This is a genomic window from Streptomyces griseoaurantiacus (assembly GCF_036189845.1).
GTDB lineage: Bacteria > Actinomycetota > Actinomycetes > Streptomycetales > Streptomycetaceae > Streptomyces > Streptomyces griseoaurantiacus.
Genome location: NZ_CP108326.1, coordinates 4,369,106 through 4,383,709, shown reverse-complemented (window position 1 = coordinate 4,383,709; position 14,604 = coordinate 4,369,106). Strand labels below are relative to the sequence as shown.

The window sequence follows — 14,604 nt, the reverse complement described above, 5'->3', positions numbered from 1 at the left end:
TCCGATTATCTGGACGTTCCGAACCTCCGTCAGGAGGTCGGTCCGCCGAAGATGTCGATACGGTCGCCCTCGGCAAGGGTCACGATCGCGCGCTTGGTGGCGGCACGCTGACCGAAGCCGGTACGGGTGCGCTTGCGCTTGCCCTGCCGGTTGATCGTGTTGACCCCGGTGACCTTGACCTCGAAGACCGCCTCGACGGCCTGCTTGATCTGGGTCTTGTTGCTGCCCGGCGCGACGATGAACGTGTACTTGTTGTCGTCGAGGAGGGCGTAGCTCTTCTCGGAGACGACCGGCTTCAGCAGCACGTCACGGGGGTCCGTGAAGGACTTGCTGACGGGGGTCTCGACGGTGTTCTTGCCTTCCGCGGCGTGGCGGCGCGCCTTGGCGACGCGCGCGGCCTTGGCGGCCTTCGCAGCCTTGGAGGCGATGCTCGGGTGACGCGTAGCCATCAGGCCTCGCTCCCTTCGGTGTCGTTGGCCTTGTTCGGGCCGGACACGAAGGACTCGAAGGCGGCCTGGGTGAAGACCACGTCGTCCGAGACGAGAACGTCGTACGTGTTCAGCTGGCCCGGCTCCAGGATGTGGACCTGGGGCAGGTTGCGGGCGGAGAGCCACGCGGCCTCGTCGGCGCGGTCGATGACCAGGAGCAGGTTCTTGCGCTCCGAGATCTTGCCGAACAGCGTCCGAGCGGCCTTGGTGGAGGCGGTCTCGCCCTCGACCACGCCGGTGACGACGTGGATCCGGTCGTGACGGGCCCGGTCGGTGAGGGCGTGGCGCAGGGCCGCCGCCTTCATCTTCTTCGGGGTCCGCTGCGAGTAGTCACGCGGCTGCGGGCCGTGGACGACGCCACCGCCGGCGAACTGCGGGGCGCGGGTCGAACCCTGACGGGCGCGGCCGGTGCCCTTCTGGCGGTACGGCTTCTTGCCGCCACCGCGGACCTCGCCGCGACGCTTGGTCTTGTGCGTGCCCTGGCGGGCAGCGGCGTTCTGCGCGACGACGACCTGGTGGATCAGCGGGATGCTGATCTTCTCCACGCCGAAGATCTCCGCGGGGAGCTCGACGCTACCGGTCTTCTCGCCGGCAGGCGAAAGGATGTCAACAGTGCTCATCGGTTCCTCAGGCCCCCTTGGCCGCGGTGCGGACCAGGACGAGGCCGCCGTTCGGACCGGGAACCGCGCCCTTGATGAGCAGCAGACCCTTCTCCGCGTCAACGGCGTGGACGGTCAGGTTCTGGGTGGTGACCCGCTCGTTGCCCATGCGGCCCGCCATGCGGAGGCCCTTGAACACGCGGCCCGGGGTGGCGCAGCCACCGATGGAGCCCGGCGAGCGGTGCTTGCGCTGGGTGCCGTGACCGGCGCCGAGGCCCTTGAAGTTGTGACGCTTCATGACACCGGCGAAGCCCTTGCCCTTGCTCTTGCCGGTGACGTCGACCTTCACGCCGGACTCGAAGACCTCGGCGGTGACTTCCTGGCCGAGCGTGTACTCGGCGGCGTCGGCCGTGCGGATCTCGACGAGGTGACGGCGGGGGGTGACGTCCGCCTTGGCGAAGTGGCCCTTGAGGGGCTTGTTCACCTTGCGGGGGTCGATGTCGCCGAACGCGATCTGGACGGACTCGTAGCCGTCGGCGTCGTTCGTGCGGACCTGGGTGACGACGTTGGGACCGGCCTTGACGACGGTGACCGGGACGACACGGTTGTTCTCGTCCCACACCTGCGTCATGCCGAGCTTCTCGCCCAGGATGCCCTTGATCTGCTTGGTCATCTTCAGATCACCGGCCTTCAGAGCTTGATCTCGATGTCGACACCGGCCGGGAGGTCGAGTCGCATCAGAGAGTCAACGGTCTTGGGGGTCGGGTCGAGGATGTCGATCAGGCGCTTGTGCGTGCGCATCTCGAAGTGCTCGCGCGAGTCCTTGTACTTGTGCGGCGACTTGATGACGCAGTACACGTTCTTCTCAGTGGGCAGCGGCACCGGGCCCGCGACCGACGCACCAGTGCGCGTCACCGTCTCGACGATCTTCTTCGCCGAGGAGTCGATGACCTCGTGGTCGTAGGCCTTGAGCCGGATGCGGATCTTCTGTCCCGCCATGGCTACTTCGTAGTCCTGTCTCTCGTAACGCTCTGGTACCCGGGGGGCGTGTGCTCCCCTTCCCGCCTCTGCCGACCCACGCGGTCGGGCGTGTCGCGCTCCCGCTGACACAGATGTCCCTTGTTCGAACATCCCTGCTCTGGGAAACACGGGCCCTTCCGGAACCGCGGACCGGGGGCGAGAGGCCCACCGGGCGCCTGGCCGGTACCCCGCTGACACTTCCCGGAAGATTCCCGTACGTCCGCCCCAGAGCCGCCCGAGGGCGGTTGGAACGACGAGTACTGTGGGACTCGCTTCCGGTCCTCCCGGCGGGAGGCGCGCAGCATCGGCACTCGACCGAGCAACCCCGCTAGTCTGCCATACGGGGCGCTTCGCGCGCCAATTGAGCGGAGGAGAATACCCCGGGAGTGACGCGCATCAAACCAACGGGGCGTGCGCGGCGCCCGGGGGCGTCATCCGGCGCCGTCACGGGGCTCGCGCAAGTGACGCGGTTCACGTGGTGGGCGGCGGCGTGCAGTGGGGGCGGTTCACCCGGCCGTGGGCCTCGAACAGGGTGCGCAGCGCCTCGGTCAGCACCGCGGCGGTCTCCTCGTCCAGGGGAGCCAGGAACTCCCGTTCGACCCGCACCCGTGCCGCGTCCGCCTCGCGGCGGCACCGTTCCCCCTCCGCCGTCAGCAGGACGACGTTGCGCCGCCGGTCACGCGCGCTGCGGCGCCGTTCGACCAGTCCCTTGCGCTCCAGGCCGTCGATGAGCGCCACCATCGTGGTCCGGTCCACTCCGAGGCGTCCGGCGAGCTCCATCTGCGACCACTCCTGGCCGCCCTCCTCGATGCCCCCCGCCTGGATCGCCGAGAGGACGCCGAGCTCGCGCGGGTTCATCCCGTAGGGCTCCAGCGCCGCCGTCATCCGTTCACTGAGCCGGAAATAGGCGTTCTTGAACAGATAGCCCAGCCTCGCGGCGAGTGCACCGTCGAGGTCACCGGGAAGATGCGCGCCCGTCATACCGATAGCGTATCCTCTTGTCTGACGATCAGCGATACTGACGATCTGCGTAAGTGACGGTCCGGGCCACGGAGCCCTAGCGACAACCCTCACGAACCCAAGGAAGCGACACTCCGCGACATGAGCGACTCCTCGCCCGCCGAGGCCATACGCACGGCCCCGGCACCCACCTCCGGCAGCGCCGTCGAGGCACCGGACCCCCGCCGCTGGTGGGGTCTGGTCGTCATCGCGCTGGCCCAGCTGATGGTCGTCCTCGACGCGACCATCGTGAACATCGCACTGCCCTCCGCGCAGAAGGCGCTGGGCATGACCGACGGCAACCGCCAGTGGGTCATCACCGCCTACACCCTGGCCTTCGGCGGCCTGCTGCTGCTCGGCGGCCGCATCGCCGACCTGGTCGGCCGCAAGCGCACCTTCATCATCGGCCTGGTCGGCTTCGCCGTGGCCTCCGCGATCGGCGGCGCGGCCGGCAGCCCCGGCATGCTCTTCGGCGCGCGCGCCCTGCAGGGCGTCTTCGGCGCCGTCCTCGCGCCCTCCGCGCTCTCCCTGATGACCACGACGTTCACCGACCCACGCGAGCGCGGCAAGGCCTTCGGCATCTACGGCGCCATCGCCGGCGCGGGCGCCGCGCTCGGCCTGCTCCTCGGCGGCGTGCTCACCTCGTACGCGAACTGGCGCTGGTGCCTGTACGTCAACATCCCGATCGCGGCCGTCGCGGTGATCGGCGCCCTGATCCTGCTGCACGACCGCCCCGGGCACAGCGAGTCCCGGCTCGACGTCCCCGGTGTCATCCTCGGCTGCGGCGGCCTGGTCGCCGTCGTCTACGGCTTCTCCGAGGCCGAGCCGCGCGGCTGGGGCGACAGCCTGGTGCTGACCCTGCTCTTCGGCGGCCTGGCGCTGCTCGTGGCCTTCGTGCTCTGGCAGGGCAAGGCCAAGCACCCGTTGCTGCCGCTGCGCATCCTCAGCGACCGCAACCGGGCCGGGTCCTTCCTGACGATGGCCCTCGCCACGATCGGCATGTTCGGCCTGTTCCTCTTCATGACCTACTACCTCCAGGGCATCCTCGGATACTCGCCGGTCAGGAGTGGTCTGGCCTTCCTGCCGATGTCCGCGTCGATCATCATCGGCTCCACGCAGATCTCCGCCCGGCTCCTGCCGCGCGTGCCCGCGCGGGCGCTGATGGTGCCCGGCATGCTGCTCGCGGCCTCGGGGCTGCTGGTACTGACCCAGCTCGGCGTCGACTCCGCGTACGCCACGCACATCCTCCCGGCGGAACTGCTGCTCGGGCTCGGCATGGGCCTGACCTTCATGCCGGTCTTCTCCACCGCGACCCACGGCGTGCGCCCGCAGGACGCCGGCGTGACCTCCGCGATGGTCAACACCTCGCAGCAGGTGGGCGGTTCGCTCGGTACCGCGCTGCTGAACACGATCGCCACCTCGGCGACCGCCACGTACATCAGCGAGCACCGCACCAGCGGCGCCGGGATGCGGCAGGTGGCGCGCGAGGGCATCGTGCACGGCTACACCAACGCCATCTGGTGGGGCGTGGCGGCGATGCTGATCGCCGCCGTGGCCTCGGGCGTCCTGGTGGTCGCCCGCCCGCAGGGCCGGGGCGCCCCGGCGGGCGCGGCCGCGCACTGACCTCCTCGCACGCCGCACGGCACGCGGCCCCGGACGGCCGCCGCACACAGGGCAAGTTCCCTGCGCGCGGCGGCCGTTCGCCGTCACCGCCCCCGCGCCGCGCGGTGATCGACATCACGCCCGCCGGTGAACGGAAGGCGTCCTCGCGGGGAACCGCATCCCTCCCGCTCCCCTCTCTTCTGTCGGAAGCCGCACGGACCGGCCCGCAGGGCGGGACGGGCTCCGTACGGCTCCGGGACCACTGAGCACGCAGCGCACCCGACCGCTGCAAGGCGGCGATCGGAGTGTGGAGCATGCGGTTCAGGCATGCCCGGGCTGCGTGGGCAGACAGGGCGAAACGGCGCACGAAGGACAGTACGGACAGCGGTACCGGGAGCTCCGGTACCGGCACCCCGGGGACCGGCAGGTCCGGGACCGCCCGGCGGGCCGTGCTCGTCGGTGGTGCCGTCGGGCTGGGCGGGGCCGTCGTCGGGTACGGCCTGACCCGGACCGGCGACGCCTCCGCCAAGGCACCCACCGCCGGGCCCGCCCCCGTCTCGGGACGTCCCGCCGTGCAGGGCCGGCGCGCGCTGCTGATGCAGGTGCTCGCGCACCCCGACGACGACCTGTACTTCATGAACCCGGACACCCAGTACGCGCTGGCCGCCGGCACCCCCCTGGTCTGCGTGTACGTCACCGCGGGCGAGGCCGACGGCGTCAACAAGACGCCCGGGCTCCCGCCCCCGCCCGCCGACAAGAACGCGTACTCCTCCGCCCGCCACCAGGGCCTGCGGCAGAGCTACGCGAGTCAGCTGGGGCTGCCCATCTTCACGCGATGGAATGAGTCCTCCCTCGCCCTGCCGGGCGGGCACCACGCCGAGCTGAACACCCTCGAACACGAGGGCCGACGCATCGAGCTGATCCATCTCGACCTGGCCATGCACACCCCCTTCCGGCAGATGGGCGTGCCCGCGCTGTGGCGGCAGACCGGGCTGCGGCTGGCCACCGTCGTCCCCGACGGCTCACCCGTGCAGCGCGTGCGCTCCTACGACCACGAGGACCTTCTCGACGTCCTCGTCGGGCTGTTCGAGCACTACCGCCCCACCCTCGTGCACACCCTGGACCCCGACCCGGACATCCAGGTCAGCGACCGTCTCGCCCGCATCCGCGACAGCGAGCAGCCCGGCTACTCCGACCACGCCGACCACACCGCCGTCGCCTCCTTCACCTGGGCCGCACTGGCCCGCTGGGCACGGACGAGCGGACCGGACGGGCCACCGGAGTTCAGCACCGTCGCCTACCGCGCCTACTACAACCGGCACTGGCCCGACAACCTCCCGCGCGCGGTCCTCACCCCCAAGGCCGCCCACCTGGTGCCCTACGGCGGCTCCCCCGAGTGGAACTGCGGCAACGAGGCCGGCTGCGGCGACTACAACGTGGGCGGCGACCGGCCGCTGCGCAACCGCAAGCGCTGGGTCCGCTCCACGCACTACCGCCACCCCGGCCCCCGGCTCGCGCTGACCGAGACGGCGGACGGGCGGCTCACCGCGTACGGCGTGCTCGGCATGCGCGCGGTGCGCTGGCAGGAGGGGGCGGACGGTACGTTCGGCGAGCCGTCCGACCTGGGCGGCGGCCCGCTCGCGCCCACGCTGGGTTCGGCGGTCCTCGACGACGGCCGGCTGCTGCTCCTGGGGCTGCGGTTCGCGTCCGTCCAGGGCCTCGGCGGAGCCGATACGCGGGAGATCGTGCTGCTGGAGCAGCGCGCGCCGGGCGGTGCCTTCAAGGCGTGGACCGGCCTCGGCAATCCCGAGGGCGTCGACGCCGACCGGGGCCGGCGCATCGGCGTCCCCGTCGCGGTGACCGCGCCCGACGGCCGCGTCCACCTCTTCGTGCGCAATGCCGACCAGGGCATCAGCACCCGGGTCCGGGAGACCGGCGGCGTCTGGTCGCCGTGGCGGAACCTGGGCGGCGGGCAGGTGCAGGACGGACTCACCGCCGTGGTGGGGGCGGACGGCGAGGTGCACGTGTACGCGCCGGGCCGCGAGGACGTGCACCACTGGACCCCCGAGGGCCCCTCCCCCGTGCCGGGGATGAAGAGCGGTCCGAGGGTCCCGGCGGACGCGATAGCCGTGGCGGACGGACACCTGTACTTCCGTCCGCCCGCCTCCCCCGCGCTCCTCGCCCCGGCGGGCGGCGCGGTGTCCTTCCCCGGCTACGGCCCCGTCGTCGCGGCCGGCGCCCATCTGCTGGGCCGGGCGCTGGACGGCCGGCTCCGCCTCGTCCACCGCACGACCGGCAGACACACCACGTCGACGACGGACTCCCTGGACGGCTTCGTCCTGCACGGCTCCCCGCGCCGGGGCCCGGTGGCCGCGGGCCTGACGCCGGAGGGCCAGCCCTGGCTGTGGCGGCCCGACCCGTCGCCCGAGGCCTCCGGCACGCCGGGGACGCCCGCCCGCAAGGTCTGAGACGGCGGCCGGGTCGCGCGCACCCCGGCCGCACCCCCGCGTCTCAGATGACTCCCTGCGCCAGCATCGCGTCGGCCACGCGTTCGAAGCCGGCGATGTTTGCCCCGGTGACGTAGTCGCCCGGGGCGCCGTAACGCTCGGCGGTCTCGTCGCAGGTGGTGTGGATGGCGTTCATGATGCCGCTCAGCTCCTCCTCCACCCGCGCCGCCGTCCATGTCGTACGGGCGTGGTTCTGCGCCATCTCCAGGGCGCTGACCGCGACCCCGCCCGCGTTCGCCGCCTTGCCGGGGCCGAAGGCGACGCCCGCCTGCCGCAGGGCGTCCACGGCCTCGGGGGTGGTGGGCATGTTGGCGCCCTCGGAGACCGCCTTGACGCCGTTGCGGATCAGGGTGGCGGCGGCGTCCGCGTCCAGCTCGTTCTGCGTGGCCGAGGGCAGCGCGAGGTCGGCCGGGACGTCCCAGACCCGCCCGCCGGGCACGAACCGCGCGGAGGCGCCCCGGCGCTCGGCGTAGAGGTCGACGCGGCCGCGCTCGACCTCCTTGACCTGCTTGAGCAGCTCGACGTCGATGCCCTTGTCGTCGATGACGTAGCCGGAGGAGTCCGAGCAGGTGACGGGGTTGGCGCCGAGGGCGGTGAGCTTCTCGATCGTGTAGATCGCCACGTTCCCGGAGCCCGAGACGACCGCCGTCTGCCCCTCCAGGTCCTCCCCGCGCCGGCGGCGCAGCATCGCCGCCGCGAACAGCACGTTGCCGTAACCGGTGGCCTCCGGGCGGATCAGGGAACCGCCCCACAGCGGGCCCTTGCCGGTGAGCACGCCGGCCTCCCAGCGGTTGGTGATCCGCCGGTACTGGCCGAACAGGTAGCCGATCTCGCGGCCGCCGACGCCGATGTCACCGGCGGGCACGTCGGTGTGCTCGCCGATGTGCCGCTGGAGTTCCGTCATGAACGACTGGCAGAACCGCATGACCTCCGCGTCGCTGCGCCCGTGCGGGTCGAAGTCGCTGCCGCCCTTGCCGCCGCCGATGCCCAGACCGGTCAGCGCGTTCTTGAAGACCTGCTCGAAGCCGAGGAACTTGATGACGCCCAGGTTCACGGTCGGGTGGAAGCGCAGGCCGCCCTTGTAGGGGCCGAGCGCGCTGTTGAACTCGACGCGGAAACCGCGGTTGACCCGCACATGCCCGTGGTCGTCGGTCCACGGCACCCGGAAGATGATCTGCCGCTCCGGCTCGCACAGCCGCTCGACGAGCCCCGGCTCCGCGTACTCGGGCCGGGCCTCCAGCACGGGCGCCAGCGTCTCCAGCACCTCGTGGACGGCCTGGTGGAACTCCGGCTGGGCCGGGTTGCGCTGCTCGATCTCCGCACGGAGGTGTTCGAGCGTGGACAGGGCGGACTGCTTCGTCACGGGTCGTGTCGCCACGGATTCCCTTTCTGGCACGGCTGCTACCGGTCGTACGACAGCGTCGTACGGAACCGGTCGAGAGCGCTCGGCGCCGTTGCCGCGCGCGGGGAAACGGCCGCCGTTCGGACGCACCCCAGCGGGGCCGCCCGCGGAGCGGCCGACCCGTCAAGTGTTACGCACACGTAAACCGTATGGCCAGGGCCCTGCCCGACCTACTGACCGGAAGGTCCCTGGTCACCCCTGCGAGGCGTACGCCACGAAACGCGCCCACACGGAGGGCGCGAGCGCGAGACGGGGCCCTTCGACGTGCTTGGAATCACGGACGTGCACGGTGTGAGGGGTGAGGGCGAGTTCGAGGCAGGAATTGCCGTCGGTACCGTCGCTGTAGCTGCTCTTGAACCACACCAGTGCTGAGCCCTCACCGGCGGAGGCATTGCGGATCATGTTTCTCCCAGCAGTAGTCGCTCGATGAAGGCCAGGGACTCCCGGGGCGCGAGAGCCTGCGCCCGGATGCTTCCATACCGCAGCTCGAGGATGCGCAGCTGTTTCGGGTCGGATGTCGGCCGCCCGTTGAACGCGCCGTCGGAGCGGCCCACCGCCGTACCGTCGGGGAACTTCAGCACCTCGATCCTGCCGTCCACACCGGGGTGGGCGTCGGTCCTCGTCGGCATCACCTGAAGCGTGACGTTGTGGAACCGCCCCGCTTCCAACAGGTGTTCGATCTGCTGCCGCCACACCATTGTGCCCCCGACCTCGCGCCGAAGCGTCGCCTCTTCCAGTACGAAGCTGATGGAGGGAGCCGGGCGCCGTTCGAAGATCGACCTGCGGGCCATACGGGCAGCCACCATGCGCTCCACGTCATCCGGTGAGTACGGCGGCTGCGCGGCCTGAAAGAGCGCCCGTGCATGGTCCGGCGTCTGCAACAACCCACTGATGCTGTTGCACACGTACACCCCGACCTCCGCAGCCTGAGCCTCCAGCTTCGCGATGTCGCGAACCGTCTTCGGATACCGGACCTTCTTCACGTCCTCCCACGCCGCCGCGATCAGCCCATCCGCGCCCAGTACCTCGTCCGCCCTGGCCAAATAGTCCTGCCGGGGGATCCGCTTGCCGCCCTCCACCTTGTAGACGAGGTCCTCGCCGTACCCGACGGCGGTCCCGAACTCGGCTGCGCGCAGGCCCGCCGCCTCCCTCCGCAGCCTCAACTGCCGCCCCACCGTGGTGAGTACGGCGACACCCCACTCGTCGTCGGGGTCCACCTCCCACCCCGGCTCGTCCGCCTCGCCGCTCTCCGCCCCCGGCCGTACCGCCTCGCCGTCCACCGACATGCCGCGCCCCTCCGTAGTCCGCGTCGTACCGCGACGCCCTACCCCTGGCAACGAGGCCGACCGTCCGGACAGCACTGGACAGTGCGCCGACAGTTCCCGGGGCAACGGCGGCGCCCGGCACCGGAATCCGCACGTGCGGGCTTCGGTGTCGCGGACGGTAACCACTCAAGGAACTCGGGGGGAAAGAAACCGCACCAAGCCCACCCTTCCCGCCGCCGGTCAGCGGCGCGGAGCCGCTCACTCACGCGGGTGAACATCACCGGCTCGGCTGGATTTCGGGGCCCCCGACTGCCCTACTCTCAGCGCGAAAGCCCCAAACATACGTCGGCCCCCGGCCGGGACCTGGAATCCCGAACGAGGGCCTGACCACCTAGGAAGCAAGCCTCTTCCCGATGGATACCCAAAACACTAACGTGCCCCCGCACGCCCCGTCAGCTCCCGCCGGACACCGGCCCCCCTCCCGGGCGAATCCCCGCCCTGGCGGGCACGCCTACGGCGTCACCCACGACAACACCCGCCACACCAGCCGCTTCACGGTGATCGGCAATCACCTCGCCCAGCACCCCACGCTCTCGCTGGTCGCCATCGCGCTGGCCGTGCACATCCAGTCGCTGCCGAGCAACACCCTCGTGGACATCAAGACGCTCGCCACGCGTTTCCCCGAGGGCCGCACGCGGATCGCGGCCGGTCTGCGCGAGCTGGAGGCCCACGGCTACCTGCGGCGCGAACGCGTACGCACACCCTCCGGCCGCCTCGTCACCCGCACAATCTCCTGCAACCAGCCGGGTGCGTCCCGCGCGCACGCCCCCGCCCGGACGACGCCGCCGAAGGCACCGCCACCGTCACCGGGACCCGAAGCGGCCCCGGAGGGCGTCCCCGGCGCCGAACCCCGCCGCAAGCGCGGACCACACCCCCTCCCGCCCGTGCCCCGGCCGCCCTGCCACTCCCCTGACATGCTGGAGAAGGCCGTCGACTTCCTCTGCGGCCTGCGCCGCCAAAACCCCCGTCTGGTGTTCTCGGCCTGCGACACGGCGCACCTCGCACCCGGTGTCGTCGCGTGGATGCAGTACGACGTGCCGCTGTCCGCCGTCCGTACTGCCCTGACAGCCGACCTGCCCGCGGAGGACGACCTGCGCCGCCCCGCGGCCCTGCTGGCCCACCGCCTCACCGCCCTGCTGCCGCCCCCGCCGCCGGTGCGCGCCCCGGCGGCCCCACCACCGACGCGGCACCCCCTGCACAACTGCGAGGGCTGCGACCGCGCCTTCCGCGCCCCGGAACCGGGCCTGTGCGGCGACTGCCGAGCGGCGGCGTCCTCCCCCGGCCGCGGGCTCGCGTACACCCACTGACCAGAAGGAACGGCACACCATGTTCGCGCACCCCTACCCCGGCAGTCCCACCCGGTTACCCTGGCCAGTGCGACCCCGGGAGGACTCCATGAGCACGCAGGCCGACCACGGACACGAGCTGGTCCCCCGCCCCGAGCAGACTCCGGAAGCCCTGCGAGCCGCCCTCGCCGTGGTCGCCCCCAGCCGCCTGCCGGAGATGCAGCGGACCAAGGACGAGGCCTTCGCCAAGGCCGTGGAGTGGCAGTCGCTCAGCCCGGTGCAGAGCTGGGTTCTGACATGGGCCAGGGACATCGAGATCGCCCGCCGCCCCGACCTCTTCGCCCGGCATGCCCGCGCCCAGGAGGATCTGGAACACGAGGACCCGACCGTCGCCGCCACGGCCTTGCGGGAGCTGAGCGCTGTTCTGGACGAGGCCATGAAGGCAGTACGCGCTTGAGCTGGGCCTGGGAATACGCCTTCGCCGCCGAGGAAGCCGCCCGCGCCGTCCCAGTGGGCTTCCGTACCGAGATGGAACGCAGAGCCGACGAGTTGGTCAGAGCGGCCGAAGCACTGCACGTGCACGGCCGAAGCCACGAGGGGCACGACCCGAAGGGCGGTGACGTCCTCCTTCCGGGCGGGATGTTCGCCTACCAGACCGTCGTACGCAGCGAACGCGTGTTCATCGTGCAGATCACTTACCTGGGCCGGTGAGTCGAGAGGACCTGGTGCCCGCGGGCCTCTCCGCCTGGACGGTCACGTCCGCGTGACCGTCCCGCACTCCTCCCGCGCGTCCGCCTCGCCCTCCAGGGTGGCGCTGCGGTCGTAGGGATCCGTCTCGGGGCCCGTGGCGGGGGCGCCTGTGGGGGTGTCGCCGGGGAAGACGGGGTGGATGTAGCCGTCGTACACGCCGCACTCGAAGTTGTAGAAGTGGGCGTCGTTCTCGGTCAGCGACAGCTTGCCCTTGGTGGCGATCCACTTGGCCGGGTCGTTGAGGGTCATGGTCAGCTCGCGGCGCACGATGGTGCGCGCGACCCGGCTGTCGCCGTCCGCCTCCGTGCGCACGAGCGGGTAGACGAAGCTGTAGTCCGCGTGCACCCGCACCTGGCCCGCCTTGCCCGCGTCGAAGGTGAGGTGGCCGCGCACCTTGACGGTGTCACCGGCGAGCACGACCTGCTGGGGGTCGAAGCGGGTGACGTAGTTCAGCGGGTCGTGCGTGCGGGCCGGGGAGCGCAGGGCGCGGCGGATCTCGGGCAGCAGGTCGGGCTGCTGGGGGTCGAGGAGCGCCAGCGCTCCGTCGGCGGAGCCGCCCCGCAGCACCTTCGGGTCCAGGTTGGAGGCGACCAGGAACTCCTTGGTGCGGCGCAGCGCGAGTGCCACCTCGTCCTTGCTCAGTCCCCCGGCCGCCTTGGCCGTCGGCAGCACGATGGCGTCCGCGCCGCCGGCCCAGGAGCGGGCCGGGGAGCCGAGGAAGGGGTGGGCGCGGGTGGGCGTCCCGGCCTGGTCGACGGCGCCGGGCGCACCACTCGGCAGCGCGGTCTCGGCCGGGAGCGCGGAGGGGGCCGAGTCCGCCGGCTCACCGCCGGAGAACCGGTCCAGCAGCAGTGACGGGCGGATCGCGACCACCACCAGCGCCACCGCCGCCACCACACCGACCGCGGACCACACCCCGCGCCGGCGCCCCCGGCGGCCGTTCATCTCCTGCCAGGCGGGGCCCGTACGCCAGCCGGGCGGGGTCGCCGGGGCGGGCCGGGCCGCCTTGCCGCCGCGGCGCCACCGCCGGCGTCCCCCGGCGCTCCGCTCGGCCGCCGCGTCCTGCTCCCGCAGCCGCCGGGCCACCACCCGGGCCCGTGCCGAGGGCTCCTTCGGCGGGGCCGTGCCACCGCCCTCCGCCGCGTCGCGCTGGAACGCGGCCCACTCCTGCTCGGAGAAGGAGGACGAGTCCTCGTCGGGCTGCTCGGGGGGCGGGACGGTGCTCACGGGCTCGCTCTCATCGGTGCGCGGAATGTGGGGCGCGGGGGGCGTGATCATTACTAGGCACGCGTCCTCGCAGTTCACAAGGGGTGCACGGGGCCTTCACGAGAGCTGTGATCCAACCGGTACGGGTCCGATGCCCTCCCGTACGGGCCGCCCGTACAACCCCTCGGCGCGGGACCGGCGGCCGCGGACCTGACCTCCGCGACCGCCGGCGTTCCAGGGGCCCCTCTCAGTGGCGCTTCACCAGTTCTTCCCGCAGCGCCTCGTACGCCGGCTTGTGGCGGAAGTCCGCGTCGAGGATGTTCGCCTCGCCCTCGCCCTCGAAGGTGCCGGGCACCCAGGAGTACTTGTCGGTGAAGCCCCACACCGTGAAGGAGGTGCAGCCCTTCGTGGCGAGGCAGGCGGCGAGCAGCCCCCGGTAGTCGGAGGCCTGCCGGGCGAGCTTCGCCGGGTCGGAGGGGGTGAACATGCGCACGTCGGCCTCGGTGATCGCCGTCCGCAGCCCGAGCCGGTCGAAGCGTGCCAGGTTGGCGGCGAGGTCGGTCGGGAAGCCGTACTGGATGTCGAGGTGGGCCTGCACGCCCATGCCCTGCACGGGAACGCCCTGGGCGCGCAGCTTCTTCGCCAGTTCGTAGTAGGCGGTCGACTTCGCGTTGACGCCCTCGACGTTGTAGTCGTTCATGAACAGCTTGGCCCCGGGGTCCGCCCGGTGGGCCCAGCGGAAGGCGTCGGCGATGTACGAGGGGCCGAGCTGCTGGAGCCAGATCGAGTCGCGCAGGCTGCCGTCCTCCTCGAACACCTCGTTGACGACGTCCCACTGGTAGATCTTGCCCTTGAAGTGCTTGACCTCGGCGGTGATGTGCTCGCGCAGGATCTTCCGCAGTTCCTTCGCGTCGATGGAGCCGTCGGCGACGCCCTCGGTCAGCCAGGCCGGGAGCTGGTTGTGCCAGAGCAGGGTGTGGCCGCGGACCTGCTGGCCGTGGGCGCGGGCGAAACGGACCAGTTCGTCGGCCGCCGACCAGTCGTAGCGGCCCCGCTCGGGCTCCACGACCTCCCACTTCATGACGTTCTCGGCGGTGACCGAGCTGAACTCGCGGGCGGTGGCGGCCCGGTAGGCGCCGTCCTCGGCGAGGGCCGTGGTGTCGACGGCGGTGCCGATCAGGACGTGCCTGCGGTCGGCGAGGTCGCGCAGCGAGGCGGCGGGCTTCGGGTGCCCCTTGCCGTGGTGGTGGCCCTTTCCGGGCCCGACCTTGCCGGGGTGCGCCTGCGCGGTGCCCGCGGCCGTCGCCACCAGGGCGGCGCTCAGCACGGCGAGGGCGGCTCTTCGCAGGCCGGTGCGGCTGGAGTTCATGGGTGTGCCTCTCTGCGGAAGGGAGAAACGGGGAGGTGGGGGGTGTGTCCG

15 protein-coding genes are annotated in these 14,604 nt (G+C 71.7%); 5 read left to right on the top strand and 10 right to left on the bottom strand.

Features of this window, described 5'->3' with window-relative positions:
- Nucleotides 1-29 precede the first annotated feature (29 nt).
- From rplW to OHB09_RS19525, 5 genes are all read right to left on the bottom strand, one after another.
- Nucleotides 30-449 carry a 50S ribosomal protein L23 gene (gene rplW / locus OHB09_RS19545; protein ID WP_006140910.1) on the bottom strand — a complete coding sequence of 140 codons (420 nt, stop codon included), beginning with the start codon at nt 447-449 and terminating at the stop codon, nt 30-32.
- Complete coding sequence (rplD, locus tag OHB09_RS19540) at nt 449-1,108, bottom strand: 50S ribosomal protein L4 (RefSeq protein WP_006140911.1); 660 nt, start codon at nt 1,106-1,108, stop codon at nt 449-451. Before rplD ends, rplW begins: the two co-directional genes overlap by 1 nt.
- Nucleotides 1,109-1,115: 7 nt before the next feature.
- Nucleotides 1,116-1,760: a 50S ribosomal protein L3 gene (gene rplC / locus OHB09_RS19535; protein WP_006140912.1), complete on the bottom strand. Its 645-nt coding sequence runs from the start codon at nt 1,758-1,760 to the stop codon at nt 1,116-1,118.
- A 17-nt stretch (nt 1,761-1,777) separates the two neighbouring features.
- The gene (gene rpsJ, locus OHB09_RS19530) at nt 1,778-2,086 is read right to left on the bottom strand and encodes a 30S ribosomal protein S10 (RefSeq protein ID WP_003948644.1); all 309 of its coding nucleotides are present in this window, start codon (nt 2,084-2,086) and stop codon (nt 1,778-1,780) included.
- Nucleotides 2,087-2,578: 492 nt separating this feature from the next.
- Nucleotides 2,579-3,088 (bottom strand): MarR family winged helix-turn-helix transcriptional regulator, encoded by a 510-nt coding sequence (locus OHB09_RS19525; protein WP_006140913.1) that lies wholly within the window; start codon nt 3,086-3,088, stop codon nt 2,579-2,581.
- Nucleotides 3,089-3,208: 120 nt separating this feature from the next.
- On the opposite strand from OHB09_RS19525, the gene OHB09_RS19520 reads away from it, so the two are divergent.
- On the top strand, nt 3,209-4,729 hold the full coding sequence (locus OHB09_RS19520; protein WP_006140914.1) for an MFS transporter: 1,521 nt from the start codon (nt 3,209-3,211) through the stop codon (nt 4,727-4,729).
- 293 nt (nt 4,730-5,022) lie between these two features.
- Nucleotides 5,023-7,176, top strand: coding sequence for a PIG-L family deacetylase (locus OHB09_RS19515; RefSeq protein WP_328918608.1), 2,154 nt, complete (start codon nt 5,023-5,025; stop codon nt 7,174-7,176).
- Nucleotides 7,177-7,219: 43 nt separating this feature from the next.
- Here the strand turns inward: OHB09_RS19515 and gdhA are convergent, their stop codons facing one another.
- The 3 genes from gdhA to OHB09_RS19500 all read right to left on the bottom strand — a co-directional run bounded on the left by gdhA (nt 7,220) and on the right by OHB09_RS19500 (nt 9,903).
- Nucleotides 7,220-8,593, bottom strand: a complete 1,374-nt coding sequence (gene gdhA / locus OHB09_RS19510; protein ID WP_093593784.1) for an NADP-specific glutamate dehydrogenase — start codon at nt 8,591-8,593, stop codon at nt 7,220-7,222.
- A gap of 216 nt (nt 8,594-8,809) precedes the next feature.
- Nucleotides 8,810-9,019: a DUF397 domain-containing protein gene (locus OHB09_RS19505; RefSeq protein ID WP_328918609.1), complete on the bottom strand. Its 210-nt coding sequence runs from the start codon at nt 9,017-9,019 to the stop codon at nt 8,810-8,812.
- Complete coding sequence (locus OHB09_RS19500) at nt 9,016-9,903, bottom strand: helix-turn-helix domain-containing protein (protein ID WP_328918610.1); 888 nt, start codon at nt 9,901-9,903, stop codon at nt 9,016-9,018. Before OHB09_RS19500 ends, OHB09_RS19505 begins: the two co-directional genes overlap by 4 nt.
- A 392-nt stretch (nt 9,904-10,295) precedes the next feature.
- On the opposite strand from OHB09_RS19500, the gene OHB09_RS19495 reads away from it, so the two are divergent.
- The 3 genes from OHB09_RS19495 to OHB09_RS19485 all read left to right on the top strand — a co-directional run bounded on the left by OHB09_RS19495 (nt 10,296) and on the right by OHB09_RS19485 (nt 11,939).
- Nucleotides 10,296-11,249, top strand: coding sequence for a helix-turn-helix domain-containing protein (locus OHB09_RS19495; protein ID WP_191890214.1), 954 nt, complete (start codon nt 10,296-10,298; stop codon nt 11,247-11,249).
- An 88-nt stretch (nt 11,250-11,337) separates the two neighbouring features.
- On the top strand, nt 11,338-11,685 hold the full coding sequence (locus OHB09_RS19490; RefSeq protein WP_191854545.1) for a hypothetical protein: 348 nt from the start codon (nt 11,338-11,340) through the stop codon (nt 11,683-11,685).
- Between the two features lie 71 nt (nt 11,686-11,756).
- The gene (locus OHB09_RS19485; protein WP_252307055.1) at nt 11,757-11,939 is read left to right on the top strand and encodes a hypothetical protein; all 183 of its coding nucleotides are present in this window, start codon (nt 11,757-11,759) and stop codon (nt 11,937-11,939) included.
- Between the two features lie 42 nt (nt 11,940-11,981).
- On the opposite strand, the gene OHB09_RS19480 is transcribed toward OHB09_RS19485, so the two are convergent.
- Together OHB09_RS19480 and OHB09_RS19475 are read right to left on the bottom strand one after the other, a co-directional pair.
- A complete protein-coding gene (locus OHB09_RS19480) occupies nt 11,982-13,205 on the bottom strand; it encodes a hypothetical protein (RefSeq protein WP_328922314.1) in 1,224 nt (407 codons plus the stop codon).
- 226 nt (nt 13,206-13,431) lie between these two features.
- Nucleotides 13,432-14,553 (bottom strand): endo-1,4-beta-xylanase, encoded by a 1,122-nt coding sequence (locus tag OHB09_RS19475; protein WP_328922313.1) that lies wholly within the window; start codon nt 14,551-14,553, stop codon nt 13,432-13,434.
- Nucleotides 14,554-14,604: the final 51 nt, after the last annotated feature.

Bases quoted from the DNA above. Each gene is read 5' to 3' on its own strand.
- OHB09_RS19495 (WP_191890214.1), top strand. From the start codon at position 10,296: ATGGATACCCAAAACACTAACGTGCCCCCGCACGCCCCGTCAGCTCCC.
- rplW (WP_006140910.1), bottom strand. From the start codon at position 449: ATGGCTACGCGTCACCCGAGCATCGCCTCCAAGGCTGCGAAGGCCGCC.
- OHB09_RS19525 (WP_006140913.1), bottom strand. From the start codon at position 3,088: ATGACGGGCGCGCATCTTCCCGGTGACCTCGACGGTGCACTCGCCGCG.
- OHB09_RS19500 (WP_328918610.1), bottom strand. From the start codon at position 9,903: ATGTCGGTGGACGGCGAGGCGGTACGGCCGGGGGCGGAGAGCGGCGAG.
- rpsJ (WP_003948644.1), bottom strand. From the start codon at position 2,086: ATGGCGGGACAGAAGATCCGCATCCGGCTCAAGGCCTACGACCACGAG.
- OHB09_RS19505 (WP_328918609.1), bottom strand. From the start codon at position 9,019: ATGATCCGCAATGCCTCCGCCGGTGAGGGCTCAGCACTGGTGTGGTTC.
- rplC (WP_006140912.1), bottom strand. From the start codon at position 1,760: ATGACCAAGCAGATCAAGGGCATCCTGGGCGAGAAGCTCGGCATGACG.
- OHB09_RS19515 (WP_328918608.1), top strand. From the start codon at position 5,023: ATGCGGTTCAGGCATGCCCGGGCTGCGTGGGCAGACAGGGCGAAACGG.
- rplD (WP_006140911.1), bottom strand. From the start codon at position 1,108: ATGAGCACTGTTGACATCCTTTCGCCTGCCGGCGAGAAGACCGGTAGC.
- OHB09_RS19485 (WP_252307055.1), top strand. From the start codon at position 11,757: ATGGAACGCAGAGCCGACGAGTTGGTCAGAGCGGCCGAAGCACTGCAC.
- OHB09_RS19520 (WP_006140914.1), top strand. From the start codon at position 3,209: ATGAGCGACTCCTCGCCCGCCGAGGCCATACGCACGGCCCCGGCACCC.
- OHB09_RS19490 (WP_191854545.1), top strand. From the start codon at position 11,338: ATGAGCACGCAGGCCGACCACGGACACGAGCTGGTCCCCCGCCCCGAG.
- OHB09_RS19475 (WP_328922313.1), bottom strand. From the start codon at position 14,553: ATGAACTCCAGCCGCACCGGCCTGCGAAGAGCCGCCCTCGCCGTGCTG.